This is a genomic window from Pseudoalteromonas sp. XMcav2-N, from assembly GCF_024124545.1.
GTDB lineage: Bacteria > Pseudomonadota > Gammaproteobacteria > Enterobacterales > Alteromonadaceae > Pseudoalteromonas.
This window is the reverse complement of record NZ_JAMXSF010000007.1, coordinates 152,387-171,725: the sequence shown is the minus strand read 5'-3', so window position 1 is coordinate 171,725 and position 19,339 is coordinate 152,387. Positions and strand designations below refer to the sequence as shown.

The window sequence follows — 19,339 nt, the reverse complement described above, 5'->3', positions numbered from 1 at the left end:
GCCTCTATTGTACTTAGGTTTTTCAGTCCGATGCAAATAAGCGGGGGAGCATTTTAGCTCCCCCGTTGCGGTGTGAAAGAAATCAGAATCTCAGGCTAAGCCCGGCTGAAATCTCGCTAATCGCATTTTCACTTAAGTTGTAGTAGCTGTAGCTGAGGTTAATTGCCGTGTTTTCAAATACATCATAGCCAAATGTAATCCCCCCATAGGCACTGGTCCCCTCTTTTTCGTATTGACGTAAATGCTTGCTATCGCGAGTACTGTCTATCTGATATTTCCAGTCAAATGCCCCTAAAAACAGCTCAGCGCTAAAGCTATCACGACGCCATAACTCATAGCCAGTTTGTAGTGTAAACCCTTCCGGAAGCACCGGCGTTGCCCGTGCTACAAGCTCATGAACAGTGTCAGGTGTCAGTGATTGGCCACTAAGCGACAGGCGCCCCTGACCGAGGTCAATAAAGCGTAAGCCAACCTGCCATTTAGGCATAAGCTCATAAAAAGCACCTGCTGACCAGGACTCACTGCTATCATCCACTGCACCAACTGTTAATCCACCAACAGATGCCGGTGCCTGATAATCAGCCTCAGCCTGGCCTACGGTTGCCTGTACCCGCCATTGCTCCGCTAATACGGGGTTAGCCAGTAAACAGCTGGTAGTTAACAGCGTATATGCCGGTAGCTTGCTGTTACGACGGCGCAAAATTAATGCCGACATCATGATCACTAATAGTCCTCCTAAACCACCCGAAGATGAATTTTCCACATTCACAGTCTGATAAGCCGATACTGTTACTTTAGCTATGCCCTGGCTTATCGCGCCTTTACTATCTCTGACCTGGTACACAATCACATCCTCACCAGAGAAACCAACTTTGGGCACATAGGTGAGTGTGCCATCGATGTTCACTGTCGCCTGACCATGTGTCGCGACAGCGCTTATCAGGAACAGTTCATCCCCTTCCGCGTCGGTGTCGTTGGCAAGAACATCAAGCACCAATGTCGTCTGGTCGTTTGTCGAGGCAACATCCAATGTCGTCTTAGGCGCACTATTTACAGTCAAATTGACAATTGCCTGACTGTTTGACGTCCCGCCCTGACCATCTGAAATACTATACTCAATGGTGGCGACACCGACGAAAGTTGCAGGTGGCATATAAACCAGCTTATTGTCCTCAATGCGAACTGTACCAAAGTCAACTGTAGCACCGGTAATCATCAATGGATTACCATCTGCATCAGTGTCATTTTCCAGTACATCTATAACTATCTGTTGCCCCGATGCTACGGTGACCTCATCAGCAACAGCCACAGGTAAGGTATTGTCCGTTCTGGGAACAGCAATACCACCAGGGTCAACGACACTGCGGTTGGCAATGCCGTCGTCGTCGTTAGGACCACCATCAACGATTTGCAACTGCACACACCAATCGCCTTCTGTGATGCCATCAGTCCACTCATTACTGCCCGGAGGTGGACAATACCCGGGTTCACCTGTGGCAGACAATATGGCATTGCCATCGACAACCACGAAATCAACCCAGTCTCCGTTTTTGAATTTACGATATACGGCATTGGCAGGAATGGGTCTGCGCTGCGGGATTACAATCGTATACGTATCGCCAGCCTGTGGTAAGCCGGTTGCAATAAAGTCAAACAGGCCACCGATATTTATCGCGTTGTCATCGCCTGGCAGTTCACTTTCGAGCAACTGCACACCGCCTGTTGAGTTTTGCGCTACCGTCGCACCTTTGCGCAAGCAAACACCAGGTTCGCCTTCAACCAGGAACTGAGCCGATTCCGCTGCTTGCTCCTGCATCACGTTACACTCAGTGATCGCATCCTGGAAGTCAGGTATACCATCGCCATCCGAGTCAACGTAACCTTCTTCATCATCTGGAATTAAGTCACCATCGGTATCAACTTGAGTTAGCGCCTGTAGTTCAGCAACCACCTCAAGATAGATATCTGTTCTGGAAGAAAGGCTAGGCTGGGCGTCATCTGTTGCAGTCACCGTCAACTGGTAAATACCCTCTGCTAGCTCAGAAGTACTAAACACAAACGTATTTTCCTCTGCGCTCTGATCGGTCAATGCATTATCAACAGCATTCCAGGCCAGCGTCACGTTATCCTGCGGATTCGCATCTCTGGCAGTAGCCGTTACCGTGACCAGTTCATCATTGATAGTCAGCAGTGAACGTACTTCACCAGCCTGCTCAACTTTGACAGAGACAGTAGGTGCCACGTTTTCTTCAACAATGGTCACTGTAGTGGACGATTTTGCCCCTCGGTTCAACGAGTCTGCCAATGTAATGACGATATTTTCGTTGCCCTCTATGACCCCATCACCAAATATATTGAAGCTGATTTGAGCTGAGGTACCAGATTCAATCACCACTTGGCCATCCACTAAATCATGGTCGGCAGCGTCAGCTGTACCCGAAACAGTATAAGGAATGGTCACCGGATAACTGGGCGCCGGACCATTCAGGAACACATTTACCGTATGGCTTTGCTCTTCTGCTACTTCACTGTTTTTCTCAAGTGAAACAAGCGGATTTACAAATACATTTTGTGCCGCGATGGACTGTAGCCCCTGGCTATCTGTCGCCTGCCAGTAAACAAAGTGCGTGCCCGGCGCAAACAAGGTAGAGCCATCCACCAAAGACACCGCTAATGTGTTGCCATTTCCGTCTACTGCGGTTGCTGTGCCCAAAGGTACCTTAGTAAATAACCCTGTTGCATTGGCAGTCACGTCGGCAGGTACGGTAATAACAGGTAAAGTCGTCACCGGTGCTGAATTGATTCTAACCTGAGCCGTTGCCTTACTGCGGGCTTTTTGGCTGTCTTCTATCAGGTAGTCGATGACAATTAAGCCCTGGGTATCTGCCTGGGCGACGTAAGACAGGGTGTCATTAACAATAGACACACTACCGACGGATGCTTTGGCACCAACAATCTTCAGTACATCGCCTGCGTCAGCATCAGTGTCGTTTGCTAACACATCAAGACTGTAAGTATTGTTGGCCTGCGGTTCAAAAGTAAAACTGTCATTCACTGCCCGCGGCAAATCATTGACCGCATTAATGGTGATCTTCACTTCACCTGCTGTCGAGTCCAGGCTGCCGTCATTGGCAATATAGCTGAAGCTATCCAGGCCATTAAAGTTGCCAAACGGCGTATATGTGAAAGTGTTACCCTGCAACACCAGTAAACCATTTACTGGCTGGCGCTCAATGGAAACTGTAACGCTATCACCATCTTCGTCCGAAGTATCTGCCACAAAGCTGGTTGTGCCATCCTCGTTAACCACCACGTCCATATTGTTCGCAATTGGCTGGTTGTTCACAAACTGAACCTCAATGTCGAACGGACTCAAGGAGGTCTGTGTAACGCCGTCACTCACACTGATCACAATATCGCTGTAAACACCCTCGTCATCTCTGGCTGGCGTACCCGATAGCGTACCCGTTGCGGTATCAAACTGCGCCCACACAGGCTGATTGGTAATGGCAAACGTCAGAGTGTCTCCATCTGTATCAGAAGCTTGCGGGGTAAAGCTATATTCAGTGTTATGTACCACGGTGGTATCTGGCGTACCGGTAATAACAGGCGCATCATTTACAGCATTAATCGTTAACGAGACAGTTGCTGTATTTGAGTCAAGCACACCGTCATTTGCCATAAAGCTGAAGCTGTCCGAGCCATTAAAATCTGCATTTGGTGTATACAGCCAGGTTGTATCAGACTGTTGTTGCAGTGAGCCCGACGACACCCCTGATACTATGCTGTATGTCAACGTATCAGCATCAGGATCCGTACCACTGAGCGTGATTAGGAGCGTATCGTCTTCGTTGAGTGACAGGACCTGCCCTTCTGCAACTGGTGCATCGTTTATCGGCGTGACACTCAGTGTTACGGTGGCCTCATTCGATACCGCGCCTGCCTGATCTCTCACCGTGTAGGTGAAGCTGTCATTACCAAAGTAGTTTGTATTGGCGGTATAAACAATGGTGCCCTGTGCTGTCACTGTTGTTTGGCCATTCTGAGCTGTATTCACGACGGTGACACTGCTCAAGTCGAAGCTGTCTCCTTCATCTACATCAAAGTCATTGCCCAGCACGTTAACTTCAAACGACCCTTCTTCTTGCAGCTCAACACTGTTGTCAACCGCTACCGGAGCGTCATTCACAGGTGTTAAAGTGACGGTGACTGTCGCCGGTAACGAAGCAAGCCCTTCGCTGTCGGTTAATGTATAGGTAAAGCTGAATGAGCCTGTTTCGTCTTGCTTAGGCGCAATCTCCAAGGTGCCATCAGCCAAGATGGTGACGTCTGCTTTTGCATAGCTACCGGCACCATTGCCTTGATCTTCCAGCGTGACATTCGCACCATTAAAGCCCAGATCTTCTACATCCGAATCGTTGGCAAGAATGTCGAGAACAACGGTGACATCTTCATCTGTGGTTACTGAATCGTCACCGACTACAGGGCGGTCATTGATAGCACCAATATTGACGGTAATGTTGGCTGAAGCCGAGGCCAGCCCGTCACTGTCAGTAATGGTGTAGGTAAAGGTCTCTTCCCCAACCTCATTGTTGTTTGGTGTATAGACTAAAGTACCTGCCTCCTGGTCCAGCGTGACCAGACCAAGACTTGGTGTACTGGTCAGTGTCAGCTCCCCAGTTGGGACACCATCTTCAATGTCGGTCGCTGCTGCGCGTACAGCCAATGCCGCTGACGGGGTATCTTCGTCAGTGCTGATGGTTAAGTTTGCTGCAACCGGTGCATCATTTACAGGCGTGATCGTCACAACAACCGTTGCCTGCTCAGAGGTATTAAGCGCAGTATCAGCAACCGTGTAAGTGAAGCTATCCTGGCCATTCTCGTTGCTGGCTGGCGTGTAAGTTGCTATGCCATTCACAATGGACACAGACCCTTTAGTGGGTGCAGTTACAATAACGGCCGAAGCTGCATTCATATTGCCTTCTGGGTCACTGTCATTGTCCAGCAGGGCTATTTGTACCGCTGTATCTTCATTTGTCGTTGCACTGTCATCAACCGCTGTCGGCGCATCCTCTACCGGGTTAATTGTTAACGACACCGTATGCATTGAAGAGTTTGCATTTTGCGCATCCGTGACCTGGAAGGTAAAGCTGTCGCTGGTACTTTCCGAACCATCATGTTGATAATTAAAGCTGCCATCGGCATTTAAGGTCAGCACACCATGCTGAGGCTGTGACAGCGCACTCACAGACAAGCTGTCGCCGCTATCTAAATCATCGTCATTGGCGTTGCTGAGTAAGCCTAACGTGGTCGTAACGGTCAACAGCTGCCCTTCGTCAAGACCAAAGCTATAGTCTTGAGCTGTCGGTGCGTCATTAGTATTAATGACCTCAATATCAAAGGCACTGAGTGACTGCTGTGCAGTACCGTCTGAAACCGTAATCACGATCTGACTATCTGTACCCACATCTGCATCGCTCGGCGTGCCCGAAAGCGTACCAGTTGAGGTATCAAAGCTTGCCCAGCTGGGTTGATTACTGATAGAGAAGACCAGTACGTCACCTGCATCAACGTCAGAGACAGTCGGTGTAAAGCTATAGCTTGCGTCTTCATTTACACTGGTCGCCGGTGTGCCACTAATTTCTGGCGCATCATTGGTATTAACAACAGTGAGCGAGAACGCAGCCAGAGAAGTCGATGTTGTGCCGTCACTAACTGAAATCACTATGTCGCTTGTAGTACCCACATTGCTGTTGCTGGGTGTGCCTGACAAGGTTCCCGATTGCGCATCAAAGCTTGCCCATGTTGGCTGATTCACAATACTGAAGGTTAAGCTGTCTCCGTCTATATCCGACGCAACAGGTGTAAAGCTGTACGCCGCGTCTTCATTTACAGATGTTTCAGGTGTACCGGAAATAACAGGTGCATCATTGACATTCACAACCGTAATTGCAAATGCATCCAGGCTTGCCGTTTGTGTACCATCAGTGACACTGATCACTATCCCCTGGTAAGTCCCTACGTCACTGTTGGCAGGAGTACCAGTTATCGCCCCCGTTGAGGTAGAGAAACTTGCCCAGGATGGCAGGTTAGTGACACTAAAGGTTAACGTGTCGCCACTATCAACATCTGACGCAGTGGGAACAAAGCTATACCCGGTATCTTCGTTCACGCTGGTCGCTGGCGTTCCTGATATGGCAGGGGCATCATTGGTATTGGTAACGATTAACGAGAAGGCGGCCAATGAGACTGTTTCGGTACCATCACTAACGCTTATCACGATATCCGAGAATGTACCTACATTGTCATTCGTGGGAGTTCCCGAAAGCGTGCCAGTCTGTGTATCAAAGCTTGCCCAGGCAGGTTGATTCGCAATGCTAAAGGTCAAGCTATCACCGGTATCCACATCATTGGCTGTCGGCGTAAAGCTGTACGCAGCATCCTCACTAACGCTGGTCGCTGGTGTGCCTGATATTGTAGGTGCATCGTTGGTATTCACCACTGTGATATCAAATGCCGTCAGACTCGCAGTTTCGGTGCCATCCGTTGCACTGATCACAACTCCCTGATAGCTGCCGACATCGTCGTTGGTCGGCGTACCTGTTAATGCTCCTGTTGAAGTGTCAAAGCTAGCCCACGATGGTATATTCTGAACGCTAAAGGTCAGCGTATCAGCATCCGCATCCGTTGCGGTTGGGGCAAAGCTGTAGGCACTGTCTTCGTTAACTTCAGTTGCAGGCGTACCAGATAGTACTGGTGCATCATTCACCGCGGTTACCGTCATTGTCACTGTCGCTTCGTTCGACACTGCACCGGCGGCATCCGCTACCGTGTAGGTAAAGGTATCTTCACCGGAGAAGTTAGTGTTAGGTGTATAAATGATTGCACCTGCAGTCGTCACTTGGGTTTGACCACTGCTTGGGGCCTGAACCACTGTAACACTGGATGCATCGAAGCTGTCGTTCTCGTCCACATCGGTGTCATTACCCAACACATTGACTTCAAATGAGCCCTCTTCCATGAGCTGTGCAACGTTATCAACAGCAACCGGCGCATCATTGACTGGCGTCAGCGTTACTGTCACTGTTGCTGCATCTGAGCTAAGTCCTTCGCTGTCGGTCAGCGTGTAGGTAAAGCTAAAGGTACCGGTTTCATCTTGTTTCGGTGCAATCTGCAATGTGCCGTCTGTGAGTATACTGACCTCTGCTTTAGCATAGCTACCCGCTCCGCTCCCCTGATCTTCCAGAGTGACATTCGCGCCATTGAAACCCTGATCTTCAACGTCCGAGTCGTTGGCAAGTATGTCCAGTGTCACGCTGACATCTTCATTGGTCGTCACACTGTCATCAACAACAACAGGACGGTCGTTCACTGCACCTATATTCACTGTGACGGAGCCAGACTCAGAAGTACTACCTTCGCTGTCAGTAATTGTATAGGTAAAGGTATCTATACCCGTCTCGTTTGCATTTGGCGTGTACACCAACGTACCGGCTTGCTGATCTATGGCTACGCTGCCTTTTGAAGGTTGTGTGGCCAGTGCAATATCACCTGAAGGCGTGCCGTCCTCAATATCACTGGCACCGGCACGCACAGCAATGGCGTCGCTGGCATTGTCTTCATCTATTGAGACGGTGAAGTTTTGAACTGTCGGTTGGTCGTTAACGGCCGTGATAGTCACGGTCACAGTTGCTTCTGCGGAAGTATTAAGTGCCGCATCTTTAACCGTATAAGTAAATGTATCCTGGCCCGTTTCATTGGCATTTGGCGTATACGTTACCACGCCATTAGCTATGGTCACAGATCCTTTGCCAGGTTGCGTTGCGATGGCAGCTGAAGCCTCGACCAGATCATTTTCCGGATCGCTGTCGTTGGTCAGCAGGTCGAAAATAACCGCGGTGTCTTCATTTGTGGTTGCCGAGTCGTCAACTACCGTTGGCGCATCCGCCACCGGCGTGATAGTCAACGTAACAGTTTGGCTTGCAGACGTTGTATTGTTACTGTCGGTAACCTGGTAAGTAAAGCTATCACTGTGGTTTTCGCTACCATCGTGCTGATAGCTGAAGCTGCCATCTGTGTTCAGGGTTAACTGGCCGTGCTGCGGCTGGCTTACAGCACTCACCGTTAAGGTGTCTCCGCTATCTGTGTCATCATCCGTAGCAGTGCTTAATAAACCGTTCGCTGCAGTGACTGTCAGTGTTGCTTCTTCATCCAATGTGAAGGTGAAGTCCTGTCCAACCGGTGCATCATTGGTATTTACCACCTCAATACTGAATGCTGTCAGCGTTGCCTGATCAGTTCCATCAGACACTGAAATTTGAATATTTGCATGTGTGCCAACATAAGCATCCGTTGGCGTACCCGTGAGGGCACCCGTCGTCGTGCTGAACTCTGCCCAGTCTGGCTTGTTCACTATGCTGTAGGTGTGTGTATCTCCATCATCCGAATCGGTCAATGTCGGAGTAAAGCTATAAGCTTCATCTTCATTTACTGTGGTAGCAGGCGTGCCCGATAGCACCGGAGCAACATTATACTGCTTAGTCACGGTGGCAGTGACACCTTCAGCGGCATTACCTGCGTCATCAGATACAGTCACGGTCAGCGTCAAAGTTCCCTCATCAAGGGTGCTGACATCAACGCCTGTCAACTGCTGACTGCTTGCAGTGATTGTTGTAGCGCTATTACTTGATACAGTATTGGTGCCATCGCTGACTTGATAGGTAAATGTACCAGACCCTTCTAAGCCAGATAAGGTAAAGCTAAGCGCCGATTCATTGTCTCGGTTGATCAGTGTTTGGTCGATCGCGACGGATTGGCCTGATGGTGTAACATTATCAAGTGTAATGCTTTGTGTCGCAGCCGTGGAGATATTGCCTGCTGTATCGGCTTGTGTAGCAGACACCGTCAGCGTGCCGTTGTTCAGGCCACTGACGTCCAATTCGCTACCGCTTAGCGTCCAGTTACCTGAGTTATCGGCGGTCACCGTGCGGCTCACCGAGCTGTTATTGTCGGTGATGGTCACCGTCACGTTATTGCCCGCTTCCGCACCCGAACCTGCGATCAGCACATCGTTATCTTCCGCCGCACTGACGATACCATCGGTTTCAATCGGCGTGGTGATGGTCAGCGCCGAAGGTGCCGCGTTATCCAGGGTAATGGTTTGCGTTGCTGCCGTGGAGGTGTTGCCCGCCGTATCCGCTTGTGTAGCAGACACCGTCAGGGTGCCATTGTTCAGGCCACTGACATCCAGCTCACTGCCGCTCAGCGTCCAGTTACCTGAGCTGTCTGCAGTCACAGTACGACTCACCGAGCTGTTGTTGTCGGTGATGGTCACGGTCACGCTATTGCCCGCTTCCGCACCCGAACCGGCTATTAATACATCGTTATCTTCCGCCGCACTGACAATGCCATCGGTTTCAATCGGGGTAGTGATGGTCACTGCTGACGGTGCCGCGTTATCCAGGGTAATGGTTTGCGTTGCTGCGGTCGAGGTGTTACCCGCCGTATCCGCTTGTGTAGCCGACACCGTCAGGGTGCCATTATTCAGGCCACTGACATCCAGCTCACTGCCGCTCAGCGTCCAGTTACCTGAGTTATCTGCTGTCACCGTGCGGCTCACCGAGCTGTTGTTGTCGGTGATGGTCACCGTCACGCTGTTGCCCGACTCGGCACCGGAACCGGCGATCAGTACATCGTTATCTTCCGCTGCATTGACAATGCCATCGGTTTCAATGGGTGTAGTGATGGTCAGCGCCGAAGGTGCTGCGTTATCCAGCGTAATCGTCTGGGTCGCTGCGGTCGAGGTGTTACCCGCCGTATCCGCCTGCGTCGCCGACACCGTCAGGGTGCCATTATTCAGGCCACTGACATCCAGCTCACTGCCGCTCAGCGTCCAGTTGCCAGAGTTATCTGCTGTCACCGTGCGGCTCACCGAGCTGTTATTGTCGGTGATGGTCACCGTCACACTGTTGCCGGCTTCCGCACCGGAGCCCGCAATGAGTACGTCGTTGTCTTCCGCGGCATTCACAATACCGTCAGTCTCAATCGGCGTAGTGATGGTGACCGCAGATGGTGCCGCGTTATCCAGGGTAATCGTCTGTGTTGCTGCGGTAGAGGTGTTACCCGCCGTATCCGCCTGCGTTGCCGACACCGTCAGGGTGCCATTGTTCAGGCCACTGACATCCAGCTCACTGCCGCTGAGCGTCCAGTTGCCAGAGTTATCGGCGGTCACTGTGCGGCTCACCGAGCTGTTATTGTCGGTGATGGTCACCGTCACACTGTTGCCGGCTTCCGCACCGGAGCCCGCAATGAGTACATCGTTATCTTCCGCGGCATTGACAATACCGTCAGTCTCAATCGGCGTAGTGATGGTGACCGCAGATGGCGCCACATTATCGAGTGTGATGCTTTGTGTCGCAGCCGTGGAGGTGTTACCCGCTGTATCCGCTTGCGTCGCAGACACTGTCAGCGTGCCATTGTTCAGACCACTGATATCCAGCTCACTGCCGCTGAGCGTCCAGTTGCCTGAGCTGTCGGCGGTCACGGTACGGCTGACTGATGAATTGTTATCCGTAATGGTTACCGTCACACTGTTGCCCGACTCGGCACCCGAACCGGCGATCAGTACATCGTTATCTTCCGCCGCATTGACAATGCCATCGGTTTCAATGGGTGTAGTGATGGTGACCGCAGATGGCGCTGCGTTATCCAGCGTAATCGTCTGGGTCGCAGCCGTGGAGGTGTTACCCGCCGTATCCGCCTGGGTGGCCGACACCGTCAGGGTGCCATTGTTCAGGCCACTGACATCCAGCTCACTGCCGCTCAGCGTCCAGTTGCCAGAGTTATCGGCAGTCACAGTACGACTCACCGAGCTGTTATTGTCGGTGATGGTTACCGTCACGCTATTGCCCGCTTCCGCACCCGAACCGGCGATCAGTACATCGTTATCTTCCGCGGCATTGACAATGCCATCGGTTTCAATCGGGGTGGTAATGGTCACTGCTGACGGCGCTGCGTTATCCAGCGTAATCGTCTGGGTCGCAGCCGTGGAGGTGTTGCCCGCCGTATCCGCCTGGGTGGCCGACACCGTCAGGGTGCCATTGTTCAGGCCACTGACATCCAGCTCACTGCCGCTGAGCGTCCAGTTGCCTGAGTTATCGGCGGTCACCGTGCGGCTCACCGAGCTGTTATTGTCGGTGATGGTCACCGTCACGCTATTGCCCGCTTCCGCACCTGAACCTGCGATCAGTACATCGTTATCTTCCGCCGCATTGACAATGCCATCGGTTTCAATCGGGGTGGTGATGGTCACCGCTGACGGCGCTGCGTTATCCAGGGTAATGGTTTGCGTCGCTGCCGTGGAGGTGTTGCCCGCCGTATCCGCCTGCGTCGCCGACACCGTCAGGGTGCCATTATTCAGGCCACTGACATCCAGCTCACTGCCGCTGAGCGTCCAGTTGCCTGAGCTGTCTGCTGTCACAGTACGACTCACCGAGCTGTTATTGTCGGTGATGGTCACCGTCACGCTGTTGCCCGACTCGGCACCCGAACCAGCGATCAGTACGTCGTTATCTTCCGCCGCATTGACAATGCCATCGGTTTCAATCGGGGTGGTGATGGTCACTGCTGACGGTGCTGCGTTATCCAGGGTAATGGTTTGCGTCGCTGCCGTGGAGGTGTTGCCCGCCGTATCCGCTTGCGTCGCCGACACCGTCAGGGTGCCATTGTTCAGGCCACTGACATCCAGCTCACTGCCGCTCAGCGTCCAGTTACCCGAGCTGTCGGCGGTCACAGTACGGCTCACCGAGCTGTTGTTGTCCGTGATGGTTACCGTCACACTATTGCCCGACTCGGCACCCGAACCGGCAATCAGCACATCGTTATCTTCCGCCGCATTCACAATGCCATCGGTTTCAATCGGCGTGGTGATGGTCACGGCAGAAGGTGCTGCATTGTCCAGCGTAATGGTTTGCGTCGCAGCCGTAGAGGTATTACCTGCGGTATCCGCTTGCGTTGCCGATACGGTGAGCGTGCCATTATTCAGGCCGCTAACATCCAGCTCACTGCCGCTCAGCGTCCAGTTGCCTGAGCTGTCGGCGGTCACCGTACGACTGACTGACGAATTGTTATCCGTGATGGTCACCGTCACACTGTTGCCCGACTCGGCACCCGAACCAGCGATCAGCACATCGTTATCTTCCGCCGCATTGACAATGCCATCGGTTTCAATCGGGGTGGTGATGGTCACTGCTGACGGCGCTGCGTTATCCAGCGTAATCGTCTGGGTCGCAGCCGTGGAGGTGTTACCCGCCGTATCCGCTTGGGTGGCCGACACCGTCAGGGTGCCATTATTCAGGCCACTGACATCCAGTTCACTGCCGCTCAGCGTCCAGTTGCCTGAGCTGTCTGCAGTCACAGTACGACTCACCGAGCTGTTGTTGTCGGTGATGGTCACCGTCACACTGTTGCCGGCTTCCGCACCGGAGCCCGCAATGAGTACATCGTTATCTTCCGCGGCATTCACAATGCCATCGGTTTCAATCGGGGTGGTGATGGTCACCGCTGACGGCGCTGCGTTATCCAGCGTAATCGTCTGGGTCGCTGTCGTGGAGGTGTTGCCCGCCGTATCTGCTTGCGTGGCCGACACCGTCAGGGTGCCGTTGTTCAGGCCACTGACATCCAGCTCACTGCCGCTCAGCGTCCAGTTACCTGAGCTGTCGGCGGTCACGGTACGGCTGACTGATGAATTGTTATCCGTGATGGTCACCGTCACACTGTTGCCCGACTCGGCACCCGAACCGGCGATCAGTACATCGTTATCTTCCGCGGCATTGACAATGCCATCGGTTTCAATCGGGGTGGTGATGGTCAGCGTCGAAGGTGCCGCATTATCCAGGGTAATGGTTTGCGTTGCTGCGGTAGAAGTGTTGCCCGCCGTATCCGCTTGCGTTGCCGATACGGTGAGCGTGCCATTGTTCAGGCCACTGACATCCAGTTCACTGCCGCTCAGCGTCCAATTACCCGAGCTGTCAGCGGTCACAGTACGACTCACGGAGCTGTTGTTGTCGGTGATGGTCACCGTCACACTGTTGCCCGACTCGGCGCCTGAACCAGCGATCAGTACATCGTTGTCTTCCGCCGCATTGACAAGGCCGTCAGTTTCAATCGGGGTGGTGATGGTCAGCGTCGAAGGTGCCGCATTATCCAGGGTAATGGTTTGCGTTGCTGCGGTAGAAGTGTTGCCCGCCGTATCCGCCTGGGTGGCCGACACCGTCAGGGTGCCATTGTTCAGGCCACTGACATCCAGCTCACTGCCGCTCAGCGTCCAGTTACCTGAGCTGTCTGCTGTCACAGTACGGCTCACCGAGCTGTTGTTGTCCGTGATGGTTACCGTCACACTATTGCCCGACTCGGCACCCGAACCGGCAATCAGCACATCGTTATCTTCCGCCGCATTCACAATGCCATCGGTTTCAATCGGCGTGGTGATGGTCACGGCAGAAGGTGCTGCATTGTCCAGCGTAATGGTTTGCGTCGCAGCCGTAGAGGTATTACCTGCGGTATCCGCTTGCGTTGCTGATACGGTGAGCGTGCCATTATTCAGGCCGCTAACATCCAGCTCACTGCCGCTCAGCGTCCAGTTGCCTGAGCTGTCGGCGGTCACCGTACGACTGACTGACGAATTGTTATCCGTGATGGTCACCGTCACGCTGTTGCCCGACTCGGCACCCGAACCGGCGATCAGCACATCGTTGTCTTCCGCCGCATTCACGATACCATCGGTTTCAATTGGGGTAGTGATGGTGACCGCAGAAGGAGCTGTATTATCCAGCGTGATACTTTGCGTTGCTGCGCTAGAGGTATTGCCCGCGGTATCAGTTTGAGTCGCCGAGACCGTGAGAGTCCCATTGTTCAGACCACTGACGTCCAGTTCACTGCCGCTGAGCGTCCAGTTACCTGAGCCGTCGGCAGTCACGGTGCGACTGACAGATGAATTGTTATCCGTGATGGTCACCGTCACACTGTTACCCGACTCAGCGCCGGAGCCCGCAATCAACACGTCGTTGTCTTCAGCCGCATTGACGAGCCCATCTACTTCGATAGGCGTGGTAATGCTAACAGCAGCCACACTGGTGTCGACGGTTACAGAGAGACCTGAACCATCGGCAGTATTACCAGCTGTATCCGTTGAGCGAGCTGTCATGGTATGTGTGCCTGCTGATAAAGCAGACGTTGTGATAGTCCAGGTACCCAACGTTGCAGTGCCCGTGCCCACAGTACCATCAATGCTAGAAATCAGCGTGATGTCTCCGCCATTGGGTCCTGAACCGGTAAACGTCGCTGTAGTATCGTTGGTTATATTGTCCGTATTAGATGTACCAGTATCACTGCTTGCATCTAGATCAGGTGTGCCAGGCGCAGAAGGCGCAGTTGTATCTATTGTGACACTTAAACTACTGGATGCCGTACTCTCGTTGCTGCTTGCATCCGTTGCTTTTGCTGTGATGGCGTGCGTTACACCAGCAGTGAGCGCACTGGTAGTAATCTGCCAGTTGCCACCTGTTGCAGTACCAGTTCCTATTACGGTTGTACCACCGCCTTCCTGGTCACTGTACAGTCTAACTGTTGAACCGCTTTCAGCTGTGCCACTGAAGGTTGGTGTGGTGTCGTTGGTGTTGTTGTCACTGTCTGACGAACCCGTGTCCGAGCTGGCGTCGAGGTCAGGAGTCGATGGTGCGTTAGGTGCAACATCATCATTCACAGTGATCGTGAACGCTTCTTGGAATGTTGTTGTAGAATCGCTCGTTTGTATACAAACAACGTAACTTCCAGCCGACAAGGCAGCTTGTGTTTCCAGGTTAGACCCATTGATCTGGAAGCTACCGTTGTTGGTGTCAGCACTACAAGTGCCATTGGCACTAGCGCCACTACTAACAATAGAATAAGTATGACTATCGCTGGTATCGGGATCTGTGGTGCTCAAAGTACCTATATTAGCGCCCGCGCCAGTCGCTGACTGATTGATTGATGCCGTATCCAGGCTAATATCGGTTGGATCATCATTTTGCGCAGTAATGGTAACAGATGCCTGATTAGTACCCGTACTATTTGCTGTGCCATCGTTAAAGGTATAATCGAGCGTTACAGATGCCGGTGGCGCTTCTGAGCTGTTCTGATAAGTAATATTTTGCAGCACAGAATCAACGATTGCAGATGTTGCGCTGGTGTTGAACGTCAACACTAATGTGCCGGATGAGTTAGTGGTAACTGTACCGACCGTCGTCGAGTTGTAAGTAAAGGTACTGCTTTCAGTCAGGGTGCCAAGCAGGCCATTATTACCAAAAACATCCTGCGAGCTGGCACCACCGTTGCGGGCAATAGTCAGGGTTGCGTTGTTGTAGTTACCTGCACCGCTGTCGAGCGCATCCAGCTCAGTGTCTGCAATCAAAACATCTGAATCAATCACCACAGCGGAGCCGTTTTCAATGAACGTTTGCCCACCATTGAGGTTACTAAATACAGGAACATCATTCGGCGTAATAAAGGTGATATCGGTATTTGCGCCATTATCCGCCACCGTAAAATCTAGTGAATTGGCTGGCGCATTTGACAAGCTAATTGCCACTTCAATGGAGCTAAAATCAGTTGCATTGGTATCAACCTGAAGTGTGCTGGTACCATTAAAACGTACATTGCTGGTTGTCAGGCCCGTGACACTATTGATAGTAATAATGTCACCCACACTCAAATCAGTAATGGTGTCGCCATTGAGATCCGATACGTCGCCAACAAAATTATCGTTGCCGGCGTTACCTGTCATCGAGTCTGTACCACCACCCGGGCGAATGGTGTCGGTCCCGCTACCACCTGTAATGGTGTCGTTACCGTCAAAGTCCGTAGCGGTCATATTGATGGTATCGCCACTCAGTGCACTGGCGTTCAGCGTGATAGCGTTACTAAGCGCAAAGCCCACTGCATTAGAGATAGTGACCGAATTACCATTGGAGTCAAAGTTATCTGTCAGTGTAATGGTAAAGATGTTATTGGTACCAATTGCCAGGTTTTCGATTTCGGAAACGCTGGTATTAGTAAAGTTAAACGTGCCCCCGTCCATGAGCTTGAGCGTTTCAGAGCCTGCAGCACCGGTGATCGCCGTAGTAAAGTTATTTGCCACATTTGCCGCATCAATCGCGACAGTTGCACCACTGGCCAGTGACAAGGTGCCAATATTAGTAAAGCCACCACTACTGACATCTGCACCATCTGAGGCACTCACTGTATCACCGGTAGTCGGGTCGCCGACCAACGAGCCATTGAACGCACTGCCCGCTATGTCGAATGTGATTGCATCATTTGACACGGTTGCATCTATGGTGGCCGACGCATTGGTGACCGTAATTGTCCGCGTATTGGTGCTGTCGTCATTTACAGAATAGGTCTCTATGCCTGTCAGCGTTGTAAAATCTCCGTCACCACTGATGGTGATGGTCTCTGAGCCTGCAGCTGTCACGGTGCCGGTAAATGCTGCATTTTGCGCCGGGGTCATGGTCACTGATGCACCACTGGCCAGAGTCAGATTAACGATATTCGAAAGCGTACCGCCGGAGATATTTGCCCCTGAAGACATAGACAAAGTATCTGCCGTTGTGCCATCCCCCGTGAGTGTACCAGTGTAACTCAAGGTGCCGATATCAAAAGTAACCGCGTCTGTGGATGAAGAAGCGGTTACTGAAGTACCTGCAGCTGCAACGGTGACCGTTCTGCTGTTGGTGGATGAATCTCCAACCGAGAAGCTTTCCACATTCGACAGCGTGGTAAAGTTACCATCACCCGAAATGTTGATAGTCTCGGTGCCTGCGGCCGTGATTGTGCCACCAAACAATGCTGGCTGGGAGGCCGTCATCGACACACTTGCCCCACTGGCCAGTGTCAGGTTTTCAAAGTTAGACACGGTTGCACCAGCTATACTGGCGCCCGAACTCATCGAAAGCGTGTCTGTACCACCTGCGGCATTGAGTGTTCCGGTTGCGGTTAAAGCAGCTATGTTTATGGTGTCGTTACCACTGCTTCCCGTCACACTCTGACCAGCTGTGCTAAGCGTAATGCTGTTTGCCGCGCCTAAAACATAAGTTTCGATGGCGCTTGCAGCTGTTAAACCGTCGGTTGCTGCAGAGATAGTTATACTTTCCGTCGCACTGCCATTAATCGTGCTAAAGGCATCATGTTGTGCCTCAGTCATTGTTACCGATGCATTCGCATCCACCGTCAGGGTTTCAAAGCCGCTTACGGTAGCACCGGCAATGCTGGCCCCGTTACTCAATTGCAGTATATCGGTACCGCCGCTACCAGCTAAAGTGCCTGTTGCGGTTACAGAGCCTGTTACAAGGGTGTCAGCCGAGCTGCTGCCCGTCACATTTTGTGCAGCACCACCCAATGTAAAGGTAAACCCAGCACCCAGCACGTAGGTTTCAATGTCAGCATCACCAGAAATCGTCGCATCCCCATCGGCACTGCTGAGTGTAAATTGGTTGGTCCCCGCACCATTAATGGTGGTAAATGACTCATGCTGAGATTCGGTCAGCGTTATAGACGCCCCGCTATCTGGTGTGAGTGTTTCAAAGCCACTCAGAGACGTTAAATTGGCCAGGTTTGTGCTGGTTGGCACCGAGAGAACATCGGTACCGGTTCCACCGCTTGCCGTGGAACCAGTGGTATGGCTGGCATTAGCGATTGTCAGGGTTTCGTCCCCTCCGGCAAAAGTTATGGCTGGCGAGAGGTTGGTGCCGCTGCTTGTGTCAAACCCAGCGGCGCTTGAGCTGGCAGCAGTGACATCTGTCACACTGATAGTAGCAGTGCGCGTTGTACTGTTGGTCGACCCATCATTAATCACTACGGTTACCGAACGCGCAGTTTCATTTGGCGTGCTGGAGGTGTTGTTGTATGTGATCGCCTGTAAAAACGTAGCAACTTCAGCGGCCGTTGCGGTGGCCCCCGTGATAGAAATCGTATCTTGAAGTGTAATGTCCGATGCCCCGGATACGCCTGTTAGCGCGTTTTGCGCAGAGGCACTCACATTCAGACCTTCGGATGCACCATCCTGATCATTGGTCAGTGTAATTGTTATGGTTTTTAGTGTATCACTGTCCGCTTCGGTTACTGACGCGCTGCTGGCGATATTGACCGCGCCACTGCCCTCCGAAAAACTGGCTGTGTTGTCATTGCCACCGGTTCCCGAGTTCAAATCAACCTCAGGCGCTGTATTAGGTGTACTGAAATTAAATGTGGTGTCGTCACTGATCCCTAGGAACGAATTTCCTGCCGAATCCTGCACTGCCGTTGCATCAATGCGGATAGCGTATGTGCGATTACCTGTCAGATCACTGGTTGGATTTAAATAAACTTTGTCGTTGGTGATACTGACACGCCCGGCACCTGGTGAGGTCGTTGTACCATCGCTTTCGCTTGCAACGTCAAATACTTCAAAATCAGTGCTGTCGGTGACATTGCGAATGGTGATATTACCGCTACTCAGCGCAATATTCTCATCAAAGGCAATCTCAATATTGTTGCTCACAGAAACATTAGTTGCATCGTCAGTAGGTGTTGAGCTCGCACTGACAAAAGTAGGCGCGGTTGAGTCAGAGACTGCGGCGTCATCAATCTTGATACTTCTGATAAGATAACGAGAGTCAGACCCTGGACTTCGGGTAAACGCCATAGTCACAGTATCAACGTCCTGCCATGCAGCATCTGTAAAATCTGTACCGCGGGCCAGGGTAAACAGATCCTGTAACCCGGAGTTTGCTTCACCTCCTTTTGGCAGGGTGACAGTTTCTGTCACGGTCTGCGTACCACCCGAAAACCCAGTCAACACAAGTTGATAGGTTTTATCTGAGTCTCTGGCCGACCCCTGCATAAAGGTAATTTCGTCGAAACTGAAGTTAGTGCTGGATTTTTCATAAAAGCGGAAGCCACGATCGTTGAACTCATTAATCATGGTATTTGAATAAACAACACCAGCCACAAACCCGAGATCATTCAGGCCTGTATACGCAGGGCTATCTGAGCTAGTGCCCGCATCTAACACCAAAGATACAGCACCCGCATTGGTCAGGGTAACCGAGGGCATACTCCCTGTAACACCAGTCTCCACCTCACTAAAACTGGAGCCTGACCCATTGGAATAGTTGATCGTCTGTTGTGCTGCCCATACCTCACTAGAGAGCAATGCTGCCGACACCCCTGCTGATGTAACCGCTTTAGCAACCTGACTTAATCTCATTCTTCTCTCCTGACGTTATCTATCCCATTTTTGATGACATCGTCTTTTTGTTTTAAT

1 protein-coding gene is annotated in these 19,339 nt (G+C 51.9%); it reads right to left on the bottom strand.

Going from position 1 to position 19,339, the window contains the following annotated elements; genetic code table 11:
• Window positions 1–82 precede the first annotated feature (82 nt).
• Complete coding sequence (locus tag NH568_RS11345) at window positions 83–19,282, bottom strand: Ig-like domain-containing protein (RefSeq protein ID WP_253047326.1); 19,200 nt, start codon at window positions 19,280–19,282, stop codon at window positions 83–85.
• Between the last annotated feature and the right edge of the window lie 57 nt (window positions 19,283–19,339).